The following is a 14,793-nucleotide window of genomic DNA, read 5'->3' as shown; positions in this document are numbered from 1 at the left end:
CGTTACGCTCGGCAGAGTCTGTATAAAAAAAGAGCAATATTTTCCCCTTCAGCAAACTGCTTCTACAGTTAATAGAGGAGAACACGACGGGAGGAGAGAATGGCGCTTTATACAATTGGTGAGGTCGCGCAGCTTTGTGACATCAATCCCGTGACTTTACGCGCCTGGCAACGGCGCTACGGATTACTCAAACCCCAGCGTACCGACGGCGGGCACCGATTATTTAATGAGTTCGAGATAGACCGCATTCGCGAGATTAAGCGCTGGATTGACTCTGGCGTGCAGGTGGGGAAAGTCAAAACGCTGTTGATGGATAACGAGCAGGAGGTCGCCGATGGTTGGCGCGAGCAGCAGGAGCTCCTGCTAGGGTTTCTACAAAATGGTAGCTATCACCGTTTGCGCCTGTGGCTTAAAGAGCGCAGCCGCAGCGAATCTGCACACATCCTGATCAAGCACCTGATTAATCCCCTACGCCAGCGCCTGTTGAGCCCGCAACCAACGCTGCTGGCGCTGCGAGGTATTCTTGACGGCATTCTTATCAATCATGTCGCCCGAAGCCTGTCATCTGCTGCCAAACAGCCGGGTAGCCATGCGCTGGTGATTGGCTGGAATATTAACGATCTTACCCGGCTTTGGCTGGAAGGCTGGATAGCCTGCGAGCAGGGCTGGCAGGTTGATATCCTCGCTCATTCGTTGACCCAGATTCGCCCGGAGCTTTTCCCCGACAGCACGTTGATGGTCTGGTGTGGTGATGTTCCCGCCAGCTCCCAGCAAGAGCAAATGCGTCTTTGGGAGCAGCAGGGCCAGGTTATCTGGCTCAATAACTCTGCGGCATCATAGGCGCATATTTTCCCGGAGGCGGCGCTCGACGCGCCTTGTCCGGGCTACCAAACCCAGACCGCACGCAGTAGCACGCTTTCGATTGAGCACGGACCCGTAGCCCGGTCAGCGCAGCGCCACCGGGAGGGATAATCTCAGAGGATTGAGAGCAGCGGAAATCCCGGAGGCGGCGCTTGATGCACCTTGTCCGGGCTACCCAATTCAGGCCGCACGAACGGGTAGCCTGGCTAAGCGCAGCGCGAGCCGGGTTATTGTCGTAGCTAAAAAGCAATTAATGTTTCATTAACACCTGCGCTTCACCGTATAATCTCCGCGTTAACATCAGGAGCCTATTATGAAGCCAGCGAAAATTGCGGTTATTACCCTATTCTTATTTATGGCGATCAGTGGGATCGGCGGCGTAATGCTGGCCGGTTACTCGTTTATTGTTCGCGGCGGTGTCGGCTGATTCGTCGGTTCAGCCGTTCAAAACCGCGGTCGACGATAATCGCCGCCAGCGCCACCAGCAGCGCCCCCTGAATGACATAAGCGGTATTAAACCCGCTCAGACCGATAACAATCGGCGTGCCGAGCGTGTTCGCTCCCACCGTTGAGGCGATGGTTGCCGTGCCAATATTGACGATGGTCGACGTACGAATACCGGCCAACATCACCGGCGCCGCCAGCGGCAGCTCCACTTTTATCAACCTCTGCCAGCCGCTCATCCCCATCCCCTGGGCGATCGTTAATACCCCAGATGGCACCGCCCCGAGCCCGGCCAGCGTCCCCTGCAAAACCGGCAATATGCCGTATAGCGCCAGCGCAATCAGCGCGGGCTGCCAGCCAAATCCCATCACCGGCACCGCAATCGCCAGCACCGCCACCGGCGGAAATGTTTGCCCCATTGCAGCAATCGTCTCCACCAGCGGGCGAAACTCCTGGCCCGCCGGACGCGTCACCGCAATCCCGGCCCCGACGCCAATAACCGTCGCTGCCAGACTGGAGAGCGCCACCAGCCAAAAGTGCGCCAGGGTCAGCGAAACAAAACTCTCCTGCTGATAGACCGGACGCGGTAGCTCGGGAAACAACGTGCTGAACAGCGGCGCGCTGTAGGGCAGCACCAGCAACAGCGCGATAAACATTCCCGTTAGCCACAGCAGCGGATCACGCAGAACTTTCACGCCGGACCTCCTCGCGCAGCAGGTCGGCAAAATGCAGCGTCCCGCAGGCCTGCCCCTGCTCATCAACCACAGGCAGCACCTCGCGGCGATGGGCAACAAACTGCGACAGCGCCTCGCGCAGGGTCATCGCTACATTTAGCGCATCGCCCGCCAGGCGCTCATCGCGGCGCAGATAATCACCGACTCCGCGCAGCGACAACAGGCGCACGCCCAGTTCGCTGCGGCCAAAGAAGGTCTGCACAAAGGCATTTTTCGGCTCGAGCAGCATCTGCAACGGTTCGCCCTGCTGCACGACTTCGCCGCCGTCCATCAGCACCAGATGATCCGCCAGCCGCAGGGCTTCGTCGATATCGTGGGTCACCAGCACAATCGTGCGCCCCAGCAGGCGGTGAATGCGGATCATCTCCTGCTGTAGCGCTTCGCGCGTCACCGGGTCGAGTGCACCAAAAGGTTCATCCATCAGCAACACTTCCGGATTGGCCGCCAGGGCGCGCGCCACGCCGACGCGCTGCTGCTGACCGCCGGAAAGCTGGTGTGGATAGCGCTCGCGCAGACCAGGCTCCAGCCCCAGCAGCGCCATCAGCTCATCAACCCGCGCCTGTGTTTTCTGCCGAGACCACTTTTGCAACTGCGGAACGGTGGCAATGTTCTGCGCCACCGTCCAGTGGGGAAACAAACCAATAGACTGGATGGCGTAGCCCATCCTGCGGCGCAGCGCCAGAACCGGCTGCTGGCGAATATCCTGCCCGGCGAAACGGATCGTGCCGCTATCATGCTCCACCAGCCGATTGATCATCTTCAGCGTGGTCGATTTACCCGAGCCGGAGGTGCCAATCAGCACCGAAAATGCCCCTTCGCGCAGATGCAGATTGAGGTTTTTAACCGCAGGCTGTCCGGCAAAGGCTTTGTTGACGCCGTCGAACTCAATCACGGGCCTCTCCTTTCAGTAATGCGCCCCACAGCGCGAATAGCGCATCCACCACCACCGCCAGCGCGATGGTCGGGATCACCCCTAACAGTACCAGGTCCAGCGCGCTGCTCAGCAATCCCTGGAAGACCAGCGCGCCAAAGCCGCCCGCGCCAATTAACGCCGCCACCACCGCCATGCCGACGGTTTGCACACTCACTACCCGCAGGCTGCGCAATAATACGGGCAGTGCCAGCGGCAGCTGCACCAGGCGAAAACGCTGACCGCTGCTCATCCCCATCGCCACGGCGCTTTCCAGCGCTTCGCGCGGCACCTGTTGCAATCCGGTCACCACTCCGCGCACCAGCGGCAAGAGCGCATACAGCACCAGCGCAATCAAAGCAGGCGTCATGCCGGTGCCGGAAACGCCAAGCTGCGCCATCCACGGGAACTGGCTGGCTAATCCGGCAAGCGGCGCGATCAGCAGGCCGAACAGCGCCACCGAGGGAACGGTTTGAATCACGTTGAGAACGGCAAAAACCGGCGATTGCCAGCGGGGATGCCGCCAGACCCAAATGCCAATGGGCAACCCAATCAGCAGCCCTGGCAGCAGGGTGCCAAACAGCAGCGTGAGATGCTGATACAGAGCATCGTCAAAAACATCCTGGCGGTTGAAGTACTCTTTGAGTAGCGACAGGCCGTCCAGTGCGCCCAGCCACAGCAGCAGTCCGGGCAGCAGCCAAATTTGCGCATTCAGCAGCCAGCGCCAAAGCGTGCGCGGCGTCAGGCGGCGAACGGCATCACTGGCGATCAGCAGACAGAGCGCCAGCGCCAGCCACAGACCGCTTCCGGGTGAAGTTCGGGCTAACGGTGAACCGCTACGCGCCAGTTCAACCGCCGCCTGACCAGCGCCCCATAGCAAAAGCGGCAGCAGCAGATCCGCCAGCAGAAAGATAAACAGCAGAGGGAGACGTCCAGGACGCCAGCACAGGAAAGAAATCAACAGCGCCGCCGCCACTTGCACACCCGCCAGTGACGGCCAGACCTGCCACAGCCAGCGCCCCTCGCCGGATAACAGCCGGTTAGGGGCATAATTGATAAACGGCAGCGCCATCACCAGCAGCAGTAAAAACGACAGCAGCAACGCAACGCGGTTATAACAACGAATCGTCACGCGAGTTCTACTTCAGCAGCCCTTTTTGTTGCAGATAGTCGGCAGCGACTTTCTTCGCATCCAGGCCCTCCACCGCAATACTTGCATTCAGCTGCTGTAGCGTTTTTTCATCAAGGCTGGCGAATACCGGCTGTAACCATTCGGCTATCTGCGGATATTCCTTTAACACGGCCTCACGCACGACGGGAGCTGGAGCATAAATCGGCTGCACGCCTTTCGGGTCGCTCAGAGTTTGCAGCCCGAGCGCGGCAACCGGGCCATCGGTACCGTAGGCCATCGCCGCATTGACACCGGAAGTTTGCTGTGCCGCCGCCTTGATGGTGACCGCCGTATCGCCACCCGCCAGCGACAGCAGCTGGTTTTGCTTGAGGTTAAAGTCGTAGGCTTTTTCAAACGCCGGCAGCGCGTCCGGGCGTTCGATAAATTCCGCCGAGGCGGCCAGCTTAAACTCGCCGCCCTTTTGCAGGTAGCTGGCAAGGTCGCTTAATGAGGTGAGGTGATTTTTCTCCGCCAGGTCCTGACGCACGGCGATAGTCCAGGTGTTGTTGGCCGGAGCCGGGGTCAGCCAGATGAGTTTGTTCTTTTCCGCATCCAGCTTTTTGACTTTCTCATAGCCCTGCTGGGCATTTTTCCAAGCCGGATCGTTCTCTAGTTTGAAGAAGAATGCGCCGTTGCCGGTATATTCCGGATAGATATCCAGCTCACCAGCAGTGATTGCCCCGCGCACCACAGGCGTAGTGCCGAGCTGGACTTTGTTGACAGTCTTTACCCCGTGCTTTTCCAGCACCTGCAAAATAATATTGCCGAGCAGCGCCCCTTCGGTGTCGATTTTCGAGCCAACCTTAACCGGCTCCGCCGCCTGCAACGGCAGGCTTATCAGGGCCGTCAGCACCAGCGCACCTGACCATTTGCTTGCCTTTATCATCCCGCATCCCTCATTAATTTGCGCTCCATTTACAGGAGCTTAAGAGAAAAGCTTAGTTCATTTGAGGCGTCGAGGAAAAAAGAAAAGGCCGATTAATCGACCTTTAAGATTTATAACAAACTCGCATTAGATATTGTGCTCGCATTTCTGCCGGGTGGCGGCTAGCGCCTTACCCGGCCTACGGAACCCGCAGTTTCCTCTATTACAGCAGCTCAAATTCGCTCTGCTTAACGCGGGCGGAATCGACGCCAACAAAGACGTTGAATTTGCCCGGTTCGGCGTCGTACTTCATCTGCTGATTCCAGAACTTCAGCGCATCAAGCTCAATCGGGAAGCTGACGGTTTGCGTCTCACCGGGCTTGAGCGTCACCTTCTTAAAGCCGCGCAGCATTTTCACCGGACGACTCATGGAAGCAGTGACGTCCTGCAGATAAAGCTGAATCACCGTTGCCCCTTCGCGCTTGCCGGTGTTGGTCACCTGCACGCTGGCGGTCACGCTGCCGTCGCGTTGCATGGTCGGTGCTGACATTTTCACGTCGGAAACGCTAAAGGTGGTATAGCTCAGGCCGTAGCCAAACGGATAGAGCGGGCCGTTAGCCTCGTCAAAATAGCGCGAGGTGTACTTGTTCGGCTTATCGGCATTATAAGGACGACCGGTGTTGAGATGGCTGTAGTAGGTTGGGATCTGTCCGACCGAGCGCGGGAAGGACATCGGCAGCTTGCCCGACGGGTTATAGTCGCCGAACAGCACATCGGCGATCGCATTTCCGCCTTCGGTACCGGCAAACCAGGTTTCCAGCATGGCATCAGCCTGCTGATCTTCTTTCACCAGCGCCAGCGGACGACCGTTCATCAACACCAGCACTAACGGTTTGCCGGTGGCCTTCAGCGCGCTAATCAGGTCACGCTGGCTCTGCGGCAGCGTGATGTCGGTGCGACTGGAAGCTTCATGGGCCATGCCCTGCGCTTCACCCACCACGGCAACCACCACGTCGGACTGCTTCGCCACTGCTACCGCTTCATCAATCATCTCCTGAGGCGAACGCGAGTCGACCTGCACCGCTTTCTCATAAAGATTGAGGAAGTCGACGATGCCTTTATCGTTGGTGACGTTAGCGCCTTTGGCATAGATAACCTTGCCTTTGTCGCCCAGTGCATTCTGGATGCCGGTCAGCACGGTTACCGACTGGTCGGCAACGCCCGCCGCAGACCAACTGCCCATCATGTCGCGTTTGCTGTCGGCCAGAGTGCCAATCACCGCGATAGTGCCCGATTTTTTCAGCGGCAGCGTGTCGAGACGGTTTTTCAGCAGCACCAGGCTTTCGCGCGCCACTTCACGGGCTTCTTTGCGATGCAGACGGCTTTCGGCGTTAGTATCCTCTGGATCAGACTCTTTCGGCCCCAGATGGCTGTACGGGTCATTGAACAGGCCCATATCATATTTAACGTTCAGCACGTGGCGGGTGGCGTCATCCAGCTCCGCCATTGTTACCTTGCCGGATTTCACCAGCTCTGGCAGGTACTTGCTGTAGTATTCGTCGCTCATACTCATGTTGATGCCGGACTTCAGCGCCACGCGCACCGCGTCTTCCGGGTCAGACGCCACGCCGTGTTTGATAAGTTCCTTGATGGCTCCATGGTCAGACACGGTGATGCCCTTAAAGCCCCACTGGTCGCGCAGCACGTCCTTCAACAGCCAGGCATCGGAGGTCGCCGGGGTGCCATTGAGCGAGTTCAGCGCCACCATTACCGCCCCGCTTCCCGCATCCAGCCCCGCTTTGTATGGCGGCATATAGTCATTGAACAGGCGCTGCGGGCTCATATCGACGGTGTTGTACTCTTTGCCGCCCTCAACCGCGCCGTAGGCGGCAAAGTGCTTGACGCTGGTCATCACCGAGTATCTGTCCGCCGGGCTTTTGCCCTGCATTGACTCAACCATCGCCCGGCCCATCACGGTGGTCAGGTAGGTATCTTCCCCGAAACCTTCGGAAGCACGGCCCCAGCGCGGGTCGCGGGAGACATCGACCATCGGCGCCCAGGTCATATTCAGGCCATCGTCAGCCGCTTCATAAGCGGATACTCGCCCGACGGTGTTGACCGCATCGAGGTTAAAAGAGGAAGCCAGGCCAAGGCTAATCGGGAAGACGGTGCGCTGACCGTGCAGCACATCATAGGCGAAGAACAGCGGGATTTTCAGGCGGCTCAACGCCATCACCTGATCCTGCATAGTACGAATATCATGGCGGGTGACGGTGTTAAATATCGCCCCCACCTGACTCTCTTTAATCATGTCACGGATGGCTTCTTTCGGGTTATCCGGGCCGACGCTAATCAAGCGCAGCTGGCCGATTTTTTCATCCACCGTCATTTTGGTCAGCAGTTCCGTCACAAACGCATCCCTCGCCTGCGGCGTTAAGGGATGATTGCCGAACAATTCATCCGCCAGCGCGGGTTGCAGCGCCAGACTCACAGCGACGCCTACAGTACAGAGCCATTTCATTTTTATCCCTCATTGTTCCAGTCGGATATATCGGCGAAAAGATAGCAAAAACCGAAGTTTGCCATAAACATAAACGAGACGCCTGGAGAAAGCGCGCGTTATTCTCTGATTTTTCGAAACATTGATGCATGAAATTGTCATACAAAGGGCTATTCTTAAAGCTGATTATTTTGTACCACCACAAGGAGTGGAACATGTCATCTGCAACAACAAATAACAACGCCTTTCTGGCAGAACTCACCCGCCTGGTTGGTTCTTCGCATCTGCTGACCGACCCGGCCAAAACGCAGCGCTATCGCAAGGGGTTCCGCTCCGGCCAGGGCGAGGCGCTGGCGGTGGTCTTCCCCGGAACGCTGCTCGAACTGTGGCGCGTGCTGAGCGCTTGTGTCACCGCGGATAAAATTATTCTGATGCAGGCCGCCAATACCGGTCTGACCGAAGGCTCAACCCCCAGCGGCAATGATTATGACCGCGAAATCGTCATTATCAGCACCCTGCGTCTGGATAAACTACATCTACTGGATAAAGGCGAGCAGGTGCTGGCTTACCCCGGCACAACCCTTTATTCGCTGGAAAAAGCGCTGAAGCCGTTTGGTCGCGAACCGCATTCAGTGATTGGCTCGTCATGCATCGGCGCGTCGGTGGTTGGCGGGATTTGTAACAACTCCGGCGGCTCGCTGGTACAGCGCGGCCCGGCTTATACCGAGATGTCGCTGTTTGCCCAGATCGATGAAAACGGCAAGCTCAGCCTCGTCAACCATCTGGGTATCGATCTGGGCACCACGCCGGAGCAGATCCTCAGTTGCCTCGATGACGAACGGGTTAAAGATGAGAACGTGCGCCATGACGGCCGTCATGCTCACGATCATGATTACGTCACCCGCGTACGCGACGTGAATGCCGATACCCCGGCGCGCTACAACGCCGACCCGGATCGCCTGTTTGAATCTTCAGGCTGCGCCGGAAAGCTGGCGGTATTCGCCGTACGCCTGGACACCTTCCCGGCAGAGAAACGCCAGCAGGTGTTTTATATCGGCACTAATCAGCCTGACGTACTCACCGAAATTCGCCGCCATATTCTGGCGGAGTTCAGTAACCTGCCGGTGGCGGGCGAGTACATGCACCGCGATATTTACGATATCGCCGAGCAGTACGGCAAAGATACCTTCCTGATGATCGACAAGCTCGGCACCGATAAAATGCCGTTCTTCTTCACTATGAAGGGCCGTACCGACGCGATGCTGGAGAAGGTGTCGTTGTTTAAGCCGCACTTCACCGACCGCTTTATGCAAAAGCTGGGACACGTTTTCCCGGCACACCTGCCGGAGCGGATGAAAACCTGGCGCGATAAATACGAACACCATCTGCTGCTGAAGATGGCAGGCGATGGTATCGAAGAGGCTCAGACATGGCTTGGCGAATATTTCAAAAACGCCGAGGGTGATTTCTTTGCCTGTACCGCGGAAGAAGGCAGCAAGGCTTTCCTGCACCGCTTCGCCGCAGCGGGCGCGGCAATCCGCTATCAGGCGGTTCATGCCGATGAAGTGGAAGATATTCTGGCGCTGGATATCGCCCTGCGGCGTAACGATACCGAATGGTTTGAGCATCTTCCCGCCGAGATCGACAGCCAGCTGGTTTATAAGCTCTATTACGGTCACTTTATGTGCCACGTTTTCCATCAGGACTACATCGTGAAAAAAGGCGTCGATGCCCACGAGCTGAAAGAGAAAATGCTGGTTCTGCTGAAGGAGCGCGGCGCTCAGTATCCGGCCGAGCATAACGTCGGCCATCTTTATGAAGCGCCGGAAGGTTTAAAACGCTTCTATCGCGAGAACGATCCCACCAACAGCATGAATCCGGGGATCGGTAAAACCAGTAAGCAAAAATACTGGGGCGAAATGCCGGATAACGCCGCGAGCGCGACCGAACCGCAATAATCCGCAAGAGGGACTGTTCAGCCGCGGGGCTTCTGTATTACGCTGCACGCCGGAGAAATCCCCTCTCCGGCAACCCCGCTAAAGGAACCCAACATGTCCGCAGTGGATAAGTTACATGACGCTGACTTAGAGATCCGTGAAGCGCTGCCCGATGATGCCCACGCCATCGCCGCGCTGTACGTCTGGCACGTACTGAACGGACGCGCATCCTTTGAAGAGATCCCCCCAACCGTCGATGAGATGCGCAAACGCATCAAAAACGTGCGTGATAACGGGCTGCCCTGGCTGGTTGCTCTGTGGCGCGGGACCATTGTCGGCTACTGCTACGCCACCTTTTATCGCCCCCGTCCGGCCTACCGCTACACGCTTGAAGAGTCGATTTATGTTGAGGCAGGAATGGGTGGTCGCGGTATCGGTAGCGCCCTGCTCTCCCGACTGATTGAGAAGTGCGAACAGGGGCCGTGGCGACAAATGCTGGCGATTATCGGCGACGGGCACAGCAACGCCGGGTCTATCGCTATTCATAAGAAGTTCGGTTTTAGCGTAGCGGGTCAGCTACGCAGCGTTGGCTATAAGATGGGCGACTGGCGGGATACGTTGATTATGCAGCGCCCTCTCGGCGATGGCGACTGGACGCTGCCGGAGTAAGCCTCACCCTACCACAGAAAATAAAGTCGGGGCGATTTTCTCCCTCTCCCTCCGGGAGAGATACCGTCTTGCCGGTTATCCGGCAAGTGGTATTTCAGCGTTAAATTCATGCCCGGATTTCACCACACCATAAGCCAGCTGCAGTAATTTCCTCATTCCTGCACACACTCGCTCTTTCCCTGTCTTACCCCGGGCTGCAAGCCTTTCCATCAGGTTTTTCACCACCTTATTGCATCTTCCTGCCACTACCGCTGGCATATACAGTGCGCTACGCAGCTCTGCATGGCCCACTTTCGACAGCCTGCTTTTCCCTTTCCACATCCCCGACTCACAACGACGAGGATTCAAACCAGCATACGCCACCAGTGCCTTGCTGTTGCTGAACCGTCGCAGATTTCCTGCGAACGCCAGCAGGCTCACACTCAGCATGTCTCCTATTCCGGGGATACTTTTCAGTAGCTCCCGGTCCCACTTCAGGTCCGGGTTATCATCGATATGCCGGTTGATTTTATTGAGGGTTTCTTCAATCAGCTCATCCAGCATCGTAACGTGTTCATTCAGGGAAGGAACGATGACTTCATCTGCCGCCTCAAGGCGGTTCACCTCCATCTGACGCATCTCTTCCAGGTTACGCAGGTGGCGTACCAGAGCCGTCAGTTGTCGTTCGCTCAGCGGCGCAGGATGCCAGGGGGCCGGCTGATACAGAGCGCAGTAGCGCGCTATCAGCGCCGCGTCGCTTTTGTCCGTTTTATTGCGGGTCAGTTCAGTGTTTGCGAACGCATGGATACGTGCCGGGTTTTCAAGGCTGACGCAGCAGCCATTATCGGCCAGCAGGGTGGCCAGTTCAGTGCTGTAGCAACCTGTTGCCTCCATGCAGACGTGACAGTGACCAAAACGCGCCAGCCAGTTCAGAAATTCGCGGCATCCGGCTGGGGTATTGGCGAATTTTTTGGTTTTGTACTTCTGGTTTGGCAGCTGGACAGCAACGTCGAATTTGAGTTTGGCGATATCAACGCCGACAGGGACAAGATTCATCATGGTACTCCGTAACCTTATGAATATTATCGCCGGACCATCCTTATATGTGGGTGCTCAGGGCACAGGATACCGTTCGGTCTTGAGGCGACAGGGAAACAGGTTACCGGGGCATAATCTCTCCCGCGGGCTCAGGGGCTCCAGGGCTGGGTGATGCTCACCGGTAACCTCCCGATGATCAGTCGGGGATCTTCTCCGCCGGAACGGAGAAGGTCAAGACATAAGGGCCGGGGTGAGGGCATCCGCGCGCACATTTCCCCTCACCCTAACCCTCTCCCAAAAGCTGTCTCTTGATCAGATCTTCTGCTCAAGAGACAGGGCCAGTCTGTAACCCTCAACCATTTCCTGGAGCCTGAACCAGCCATCCCATATCACTATCCAGCCGGGTCTTCCTGTTCGTTTACTGTCATACCATCGGCCCAGTTTTGCCAGAGACAGACAGGCCCATTTCAGCGTCGGCGGCCTTTCCGGCAGCGCTTTTCCTTCCTGCTTCACCCACAACAACTTCCATTCCACCGGACTCAGTACCGACTCACAGCTTTCATTCTGCGTTTCCTCACTTACACCTCCCTGCCGTAACGCCAGCACCCTCACCGCCACGAAGGCCAGGATTGTCACCATTCGTTCCAGATTGTCCCGCGTCTGCATCCGCAACGCTTCCACCTGTGCGCCGCCGCTTTTCCAGGCCTTATGGTATTCCTCTATCAGCCAGCGCCGTTCGTAGTGGCTCACCACCGTTCTCGCCTCCGCTGAGTTCTCCACTTTTTCTGACGTCAGAAGATGCCAGCAGGCCCCTTCCGGCTCGTCTTCGCGGCAGCAGATATAGGTTAATGACAGCGTCCCTTTCTCTGATTTCAGTTGTATTTCACTGTAGCTGACCTTCATCTGTGCCTGCCTGGCCGCCCGGCCTCCCTTCTGCACCACATTCAGTCTGTGGCTCCCGGCTTCTGTCAGAGACTCCGGCAGGCTGAACAGTTTGCCGGGTGCCTCTGCCAGCAGACGATTCTGTGCCGCCCGCACAACGAACCGCTGCCCGTGGCTGAGTTTATAGCTAAGGTAATGCCAGATATCCGCCTCCCGGTCGCAGACCGAGATAACCCGTGACTGGGTTTCACCCAACCGTTGCGCCATATGCTCAGAAGCCCGTTGCCATTTATAGCTCTCTTTCTCTTCATAAGGACGCTGACTGCGCTGATGTTTTTTGCCATAGCTGGCTGGCGCACGGCACCAGCGTTGCTGGTCAATGAGACCCACCATACGGGCACTGTCTGGTGCACAGAGCAGGACAGAGTGGGCCAGCAGCCCATAAGTGCGCTGACTGGTGCCAATATTACCCAGCTCGTCAGTGACAGAGCTGTGGCCAAAACTCAGGGCGGTGGTGTCTTCCAGTGCGAGCAGAAGCGAGTATTCAGCAGCGGCTCTGGCCGTCGCGGTGAAACCAGCATCGGCGATGTCATCAGGTGAAACTGCGGGGTTACGCATCAGGCGGTAGGCACCTTCAACTTCGGCAGGAGAACGGGAGGATTGCACAATAGAAAGTCCGGTATGTTGAGCCAGTGAAGAGGCCAGAGTGACAAGCCGCCGGGTACGGCGTAAATCCCCTAATTCAGCGGATCCAAAAATGTCGTTAGCCCATGAATAACAATCAGAAAGCACCATAGCAGAACACCAGAAGTCGGGGGAGTATTAAACAGAGATCAATAAACAGGGAAAAGATTCAAAAAATCCTCCGGCAATGTTGTCGGAGGATTTGTGTATAAGAGACAGCTCCCAAAAGGGAGAGGGAACCGTTCGGAGCTTGGGTATGCGGGTAGCCCGGGCAGGCGCGCCAGCGCCGCCTCCGGGGGACGTCAGGTTAATCGTTCTGCGCGGTCTGCGCGCCGCCTTTCAGCATCGCGTCGGCCATTTGCGCTTCACGCTGCTTCTTATAGCTGAGCGCGGAAGCCGGAACCGGCATCACCTTCCCGGTTTCAATCCACGTCCTCAAACGACTGGCATCGGCAAAGTGGGTATATTTTCCGAACGCATCCATGACCACCAGCGCCACCGGACGCCCTTTGATCACCGTACGCATAATCAGGCAGTGGCCCGCCGCGTTGGTAAAACCGGTTTTAGTCAGCTGAATATTCCAGTTATCGCGGTACACCAGATGGTTGGTATTACGGAACGGCAGCGTGTAGGCGGGATGAGCAAAGGTCGCCATATCCTCTTTGGTGGTGCTCAGTTGACCAATCAGCGGATACTGTTCGCTGGCGATCAGCAGCTTGCTCAGATCGCGTGCAGTGGAGACGTTATGAATCGACAGGCCAGTTGGCTCAACGTAACGGGTACGGGTCATTCCCAGTGCCTGCGCTTTGGCATTCATCGCACGAATAAACGCATCGTAGCCACCCGGATAATGGTGCGCCAGGCTGGCGGCAGCGCGGTTTTCTGACGACATCAGCGCCAGCAGCAGCAAATTGCGGCGGCTGATTTCGCTGTTCAGGCGCACGCGTGAATAAATACCCTTCATTTCAGGCGTATGGCTGATATCGACGCTCAGCATCTCATCGAGCGGCAGATGGGCATCCAGCACCACCATCGCGGTCATCACCTTGGTGATTGACGCCATCGGGCGAACCAGATCCGGCTGGCTGGCATAAATGATTTTTTTACTGGCAAGATCGACGATCATTGCGCTACCGGAAGCGATATCCGGCTGTGAAGCGGTAACCGCCGCAGGGGTTTTAGCTATCGCCTGGGGCGCAAAAGGCACAGCCAGCAGCAAAGTCAGGCTGAGCAAAGAAACTCGAAATTTGGTCATCGTGAGCATTCTGAAAAGTATTTTTGCACGTTATGAACGTACGCCGCGGCGTTGGGGTGGTAACGCCGCTGGCAAAAATCATCATACCCCGGCAGAACGCTGGCTGGCTAATAAGAATCGTGAACAAATGCTGCATTGCCGACATAAAAACCTATTTATGTCGGCAATGAGTCAATCAGAAGAGTCGATATCCGTAACCCCAGAGAATCACGGTGATGGCGAGCAGCACTTCCAGCACCAGCACCCCAATCGCCAGAGTGGAGCTGGCAAAGCTCAGCCCCTCTTCTTTATTGATACTCAAGAAGGTTGGAATGCCGAGGTACAGCAGATAACCGGTATACAGCAGCGCGACGGTCCCCACGAGCGCGCACAGCCATACCAGCGGATAGAGCGCCACAATCCCGCTCAGGAAGATCGGCGTGGCGACATAACCGGCAAACACCATACAGCGTTTCAGCGAAGGCCGCTGCGGATAGCTTCTTGCCATCCACCAGATAACCCGCCCCATCACCGCTACCCCGGCGAGCATAACGGCATAAAACAGCACCGCCAGCGCCAGCCCGGTCATCAGCGACAGTTTTACCACGGTGCCATCGCCGAAGTTCCAGCCCAGCTGCGTCGTGCCGATAAAGGCGCAGATAACCGGAACCGCCGCCATGACCAGCACGTGGTGCGTATAGTGATGCGAAATGGTCTCGTTTTCACTTTTGATAACGCTCATCTCTTGATTAGGATGAGAGAAGAGTCCCCAGACATGGTTCATAGCGTCCCCCTTGTCACGGCGTGGTACAGCACTGATCCAAGTATAATTCACCTTGTAGATTATTTTGTGTACAACGATAAAAATGCTCTTCCCCGCATTTT

General features: G+C 56.9%; 13 protein-coding genes. 4 read left to right on the top strand and 9 right to left on the bottom strand.

The genetic code is table 11. The features are described 5' to 3' along the window. Nucleotides 1–99 precede the first annotated feature (99 nt). On the top strand, nucleotides 100–840 hold the full coding sequence (locus tag AC07P6_RS10000; RefSeq protein WP_434662425.1) for a MerR family transcriptional regulator: 741 nt from the start codon (nucleotides 100–102) through the stop codon (nucleotides 838–840). A 334-nt stretch (nucleotides 841–1,174) separates the two neighbouring features. After that, nucleotides 1,175–1,288, top strand: a complete 114-nt coding sequence (locus AC07P6_RS09995) for a protein YohO (RefSeq protein ID WP_004103838.1) — start codon at nucleotides 1,175–1,177, stop codon at nucleotides 1,286–1,288. Here the strand turns inward: AC07P6_RS09995 and AC07P6_RS09990 are convergent. The 5 genes from AC07P6_RS09990 to bglX form a co-directional block, all read right to left on the bottom strand. Then, nucleotides 1,263–2,000, bottom strand: a complete 738-nt coding sequence (locus AC07P6_RS09990) for an ABC transporter permease (protein WP_182239920.1) — start codon at nucleotides 1,998–2,000, stop codon at nucleotides 1,263–1,265. The two genes, AC07P6_RS09995 and AC07P6_RS09990, sit on opposite strands and share 26 nt — an antisense overlap. Beyond that, nucleotides 1,984–2,931, bottom strand: coding sequence for an ABC transporter ATP-binding protein (locus tag AC07P6_RS09985; protein ID WP_182207362.1), 948 nt, complete (start codon nucleotides 2,929–2,931; stop codon nucleotides 1,984–1,986). Before AC07P6_RS09985 ends, AC07P6_RS09990 begins: the two co-directional genes overlap by 17 nt. Further along, nucleotides 2,924–4,081 carry an ABC transporter permease gene (locus AC07P6_RS09980; RefSeq protein WP_478316132.1) on the bottom strand — a complete coding sequence of 386 codons (1,158 nt, stop codon included), beginning with the start codon at nucleotides 4,079–4,081 and terminating at the stop codon, nucleotides 2,924–2,926. The genes AC07P6_RS09985 and AC07P6_RS09980 overlap by 8 nt, the downstream gene beginning before the upstream one ends. Nucleotides 4,082–4,088: 7 nt before the next feature. After that, nucleotides 4,089–5,006, bottom strand: a complete 918-nt coding sequence (osmF, locus tag AC07P6_RS09975) for a glycine betaine ABC transporter substrate-binding protein OsmF (protein ID WP_478316131.1) — start codon at nucleotides 5,004–5,006, stop codon at nucleotides 4,089–4,091. A gap of 202 nt (nucleotides 5,007–5,208) precedes the next feature. After that, a complete protein-coding gene (bglX, locus tag AC07P6_RS09970) occupies nucleotides 5,209–7,506 on the bottom strand; it encodes a beta-glucosidase BglX (RefSeq protein WP_478316130.1) in 2,298 nt (765 codons plus the stop codon). A 194-nt stretch (nucleotides 7,507–7,700) separates the two neighbouring features. Between bglX and dld the strand changes: the two genes are divergently transcribed. Together dld and AC07P6_RS09960 are read left to right on the top strand one after the other, a co-directional pair. Then, nucleotides 7,701–9,443, top strand: a complete 1,743-nt coding sequence (dld, locus tag AC07P6_RS09965) for a D-lactate dehydrogenase (RefSeq protein WP_478316129.1) — start codon at nucleotides 7,701–7,703, stop codon at nucleotides 9,441–9,443. A 93-nt stretch (nucleotides 9,444–9,536) separates the two neighbouring features. Then, the gene (locus AC07P6_RS09960) at nucleotides 9,537–10,091 is read left to right on the top strand and encodes a GNAT family N-acetyltransferase (protein WP_182207367.1); all 555 of its coding nucleotides are present in this window, start codon (nucleotides 9,537–9,539) and stop codon (nucleotides 10,089–10,091) included. Nucleotides 10,092–10,166: 75 nt separating this feature from the next. Here AC07P6_RS09960 and AC07P6_RS09955 read toward each other — a convergent pair whose 3' ends face one another. The 4 genes from AC07P6_RS09955 to AC07P6_RS09940 all read right to left on the bottom strand — a co-directional run bounded on the left by AC07P6_RS09955 (nucleotide 10,167) and on the right by AC07P6_RS09940 (nucleotide 14,692). Further along, nucleotides 10,167–11,129, bottom strand: a complete 963-nt coding sequence (locus AC07P6_RS09955) for an IS110 family RNA-guided transposase (RefSeq protein WP_478314716.1) — start codon at nucleotides 11,127–11,129, stop codon at nucleotides 10,167–10,169. 291 nt (nucleotides 11,130–11,420) lie between these two features. Continuing rightward, entirely contained in the window at nucleotides 11,421–12,785 is a 1,365-nt protein-coding gene (locus AC07P6_RS09950) for an IS4 family transposase (protein WP_478314718.1), read from the bottom strand. 196 nt (nucleotides 12,786–12,981) lie between these two features. Next, a complete protein-coding gene (gene pbpG / locus AC07P6_RS09945; protein WP_478316128.1) occupies nucleotides 12,982–13,929 on the bottom strand; it encodes a D-alanyl-D-alanine endopeptidase in 948 nt (315 codons plus the stop codon). A 175-nt stretch (nucleotides 13,930–14,104) separates the two neighbouring features. Next, nucleotides 14,105–14,692, bottom strand: a complete 588-nt coding sequence (locus AC07P6_RS09940) for a Yip1 family protein (protein ID WP_110272418.1) — start codon at nucleotides 14,690–14,692, stop codon at nucleotides 14,105–14,107. Nucleotides 14,693–14,793 lie beyond the last annotated feature (101 nt).

The organism is Klebsiella sp. GFKo11 (genome assembly GCF_056490265.1).
The sequence above is the reverse complement of the archived record's forward strand: the minus strand, read 5'-3'. Positions and strand labels throughout refer to the sequence as shown.

Bases quoted from the DNA above. Each gene is read 5' to 3' on its own strand.
- pbpG (WP_478316128.1), bottom strand. From the start codon at position 13,929: ATGACCAAATTTCGAGTTTCTTTGCTCAGCCTGACTTTGCTGCTGGCT.
- AC07P6_RS09995 (WP_004103838.1), top strand. From the start codon at position 1,175: ATGAAGCCAGCGAAAATTGCGGTTATTACCCTATTCTTATTTATGGCG.
- AC07P6_RS09960 (WP_182207367.1), top strand. From the start codon at position 9,537: ATGTCCGCAGTGGATAAGTTACATGACGCTGACTTAGAGATCCGTGAA.
- bglX (WP_478316130.1), bottom strand. From the start codon at position 7,506: ATGAAATGGCTCTGTACTGTAGGCGTCGCTGTGAGTCTGGCGCTGCAA.
- osmF (WP_478316131.1), bottom strand. From the start codon at position 5,006: ATGATAAAGGCAAGCAAATGGTCAGGTGCGCTGGTGCTGACGGCCCTG.
- AC07P6_RS09940 (WP_110272418.1), bottom strand. From the start codon at position 14,692: ATGAACCATGTCTGGGGACTCTTCTCTCATCCTAATCAAGAGATGAGC.
- dld (WP_478316129.1), top strand. From the start codon at position 7,701: ATGTCATCTGCAACAACAAATAACAACGCCTTTCTGGCAGAACTCACC.
- AC07P6_RS09955 (WP_478314716.1), bottom strand. From the start codon at position 11,129: ATGATGAATCTTGTCCCTGTCGGCGTTGATATCGCCAAACTCAAATTC.
- AC07P6_RS10000 (WP_434662425.1), top strand. From the start codon at position 100: ATGGCGCTTTATACAATTGGTGAGGTCGCGCAGCTTTGTGACATCAAT.
- AC07P6_RS09950 (WP_478314718.1), bottom strand. From the start codon at position 12,785: ATGGTGCTTTCTGATTGTTATTCATGGGCTAACGACATTTTTGGATCC.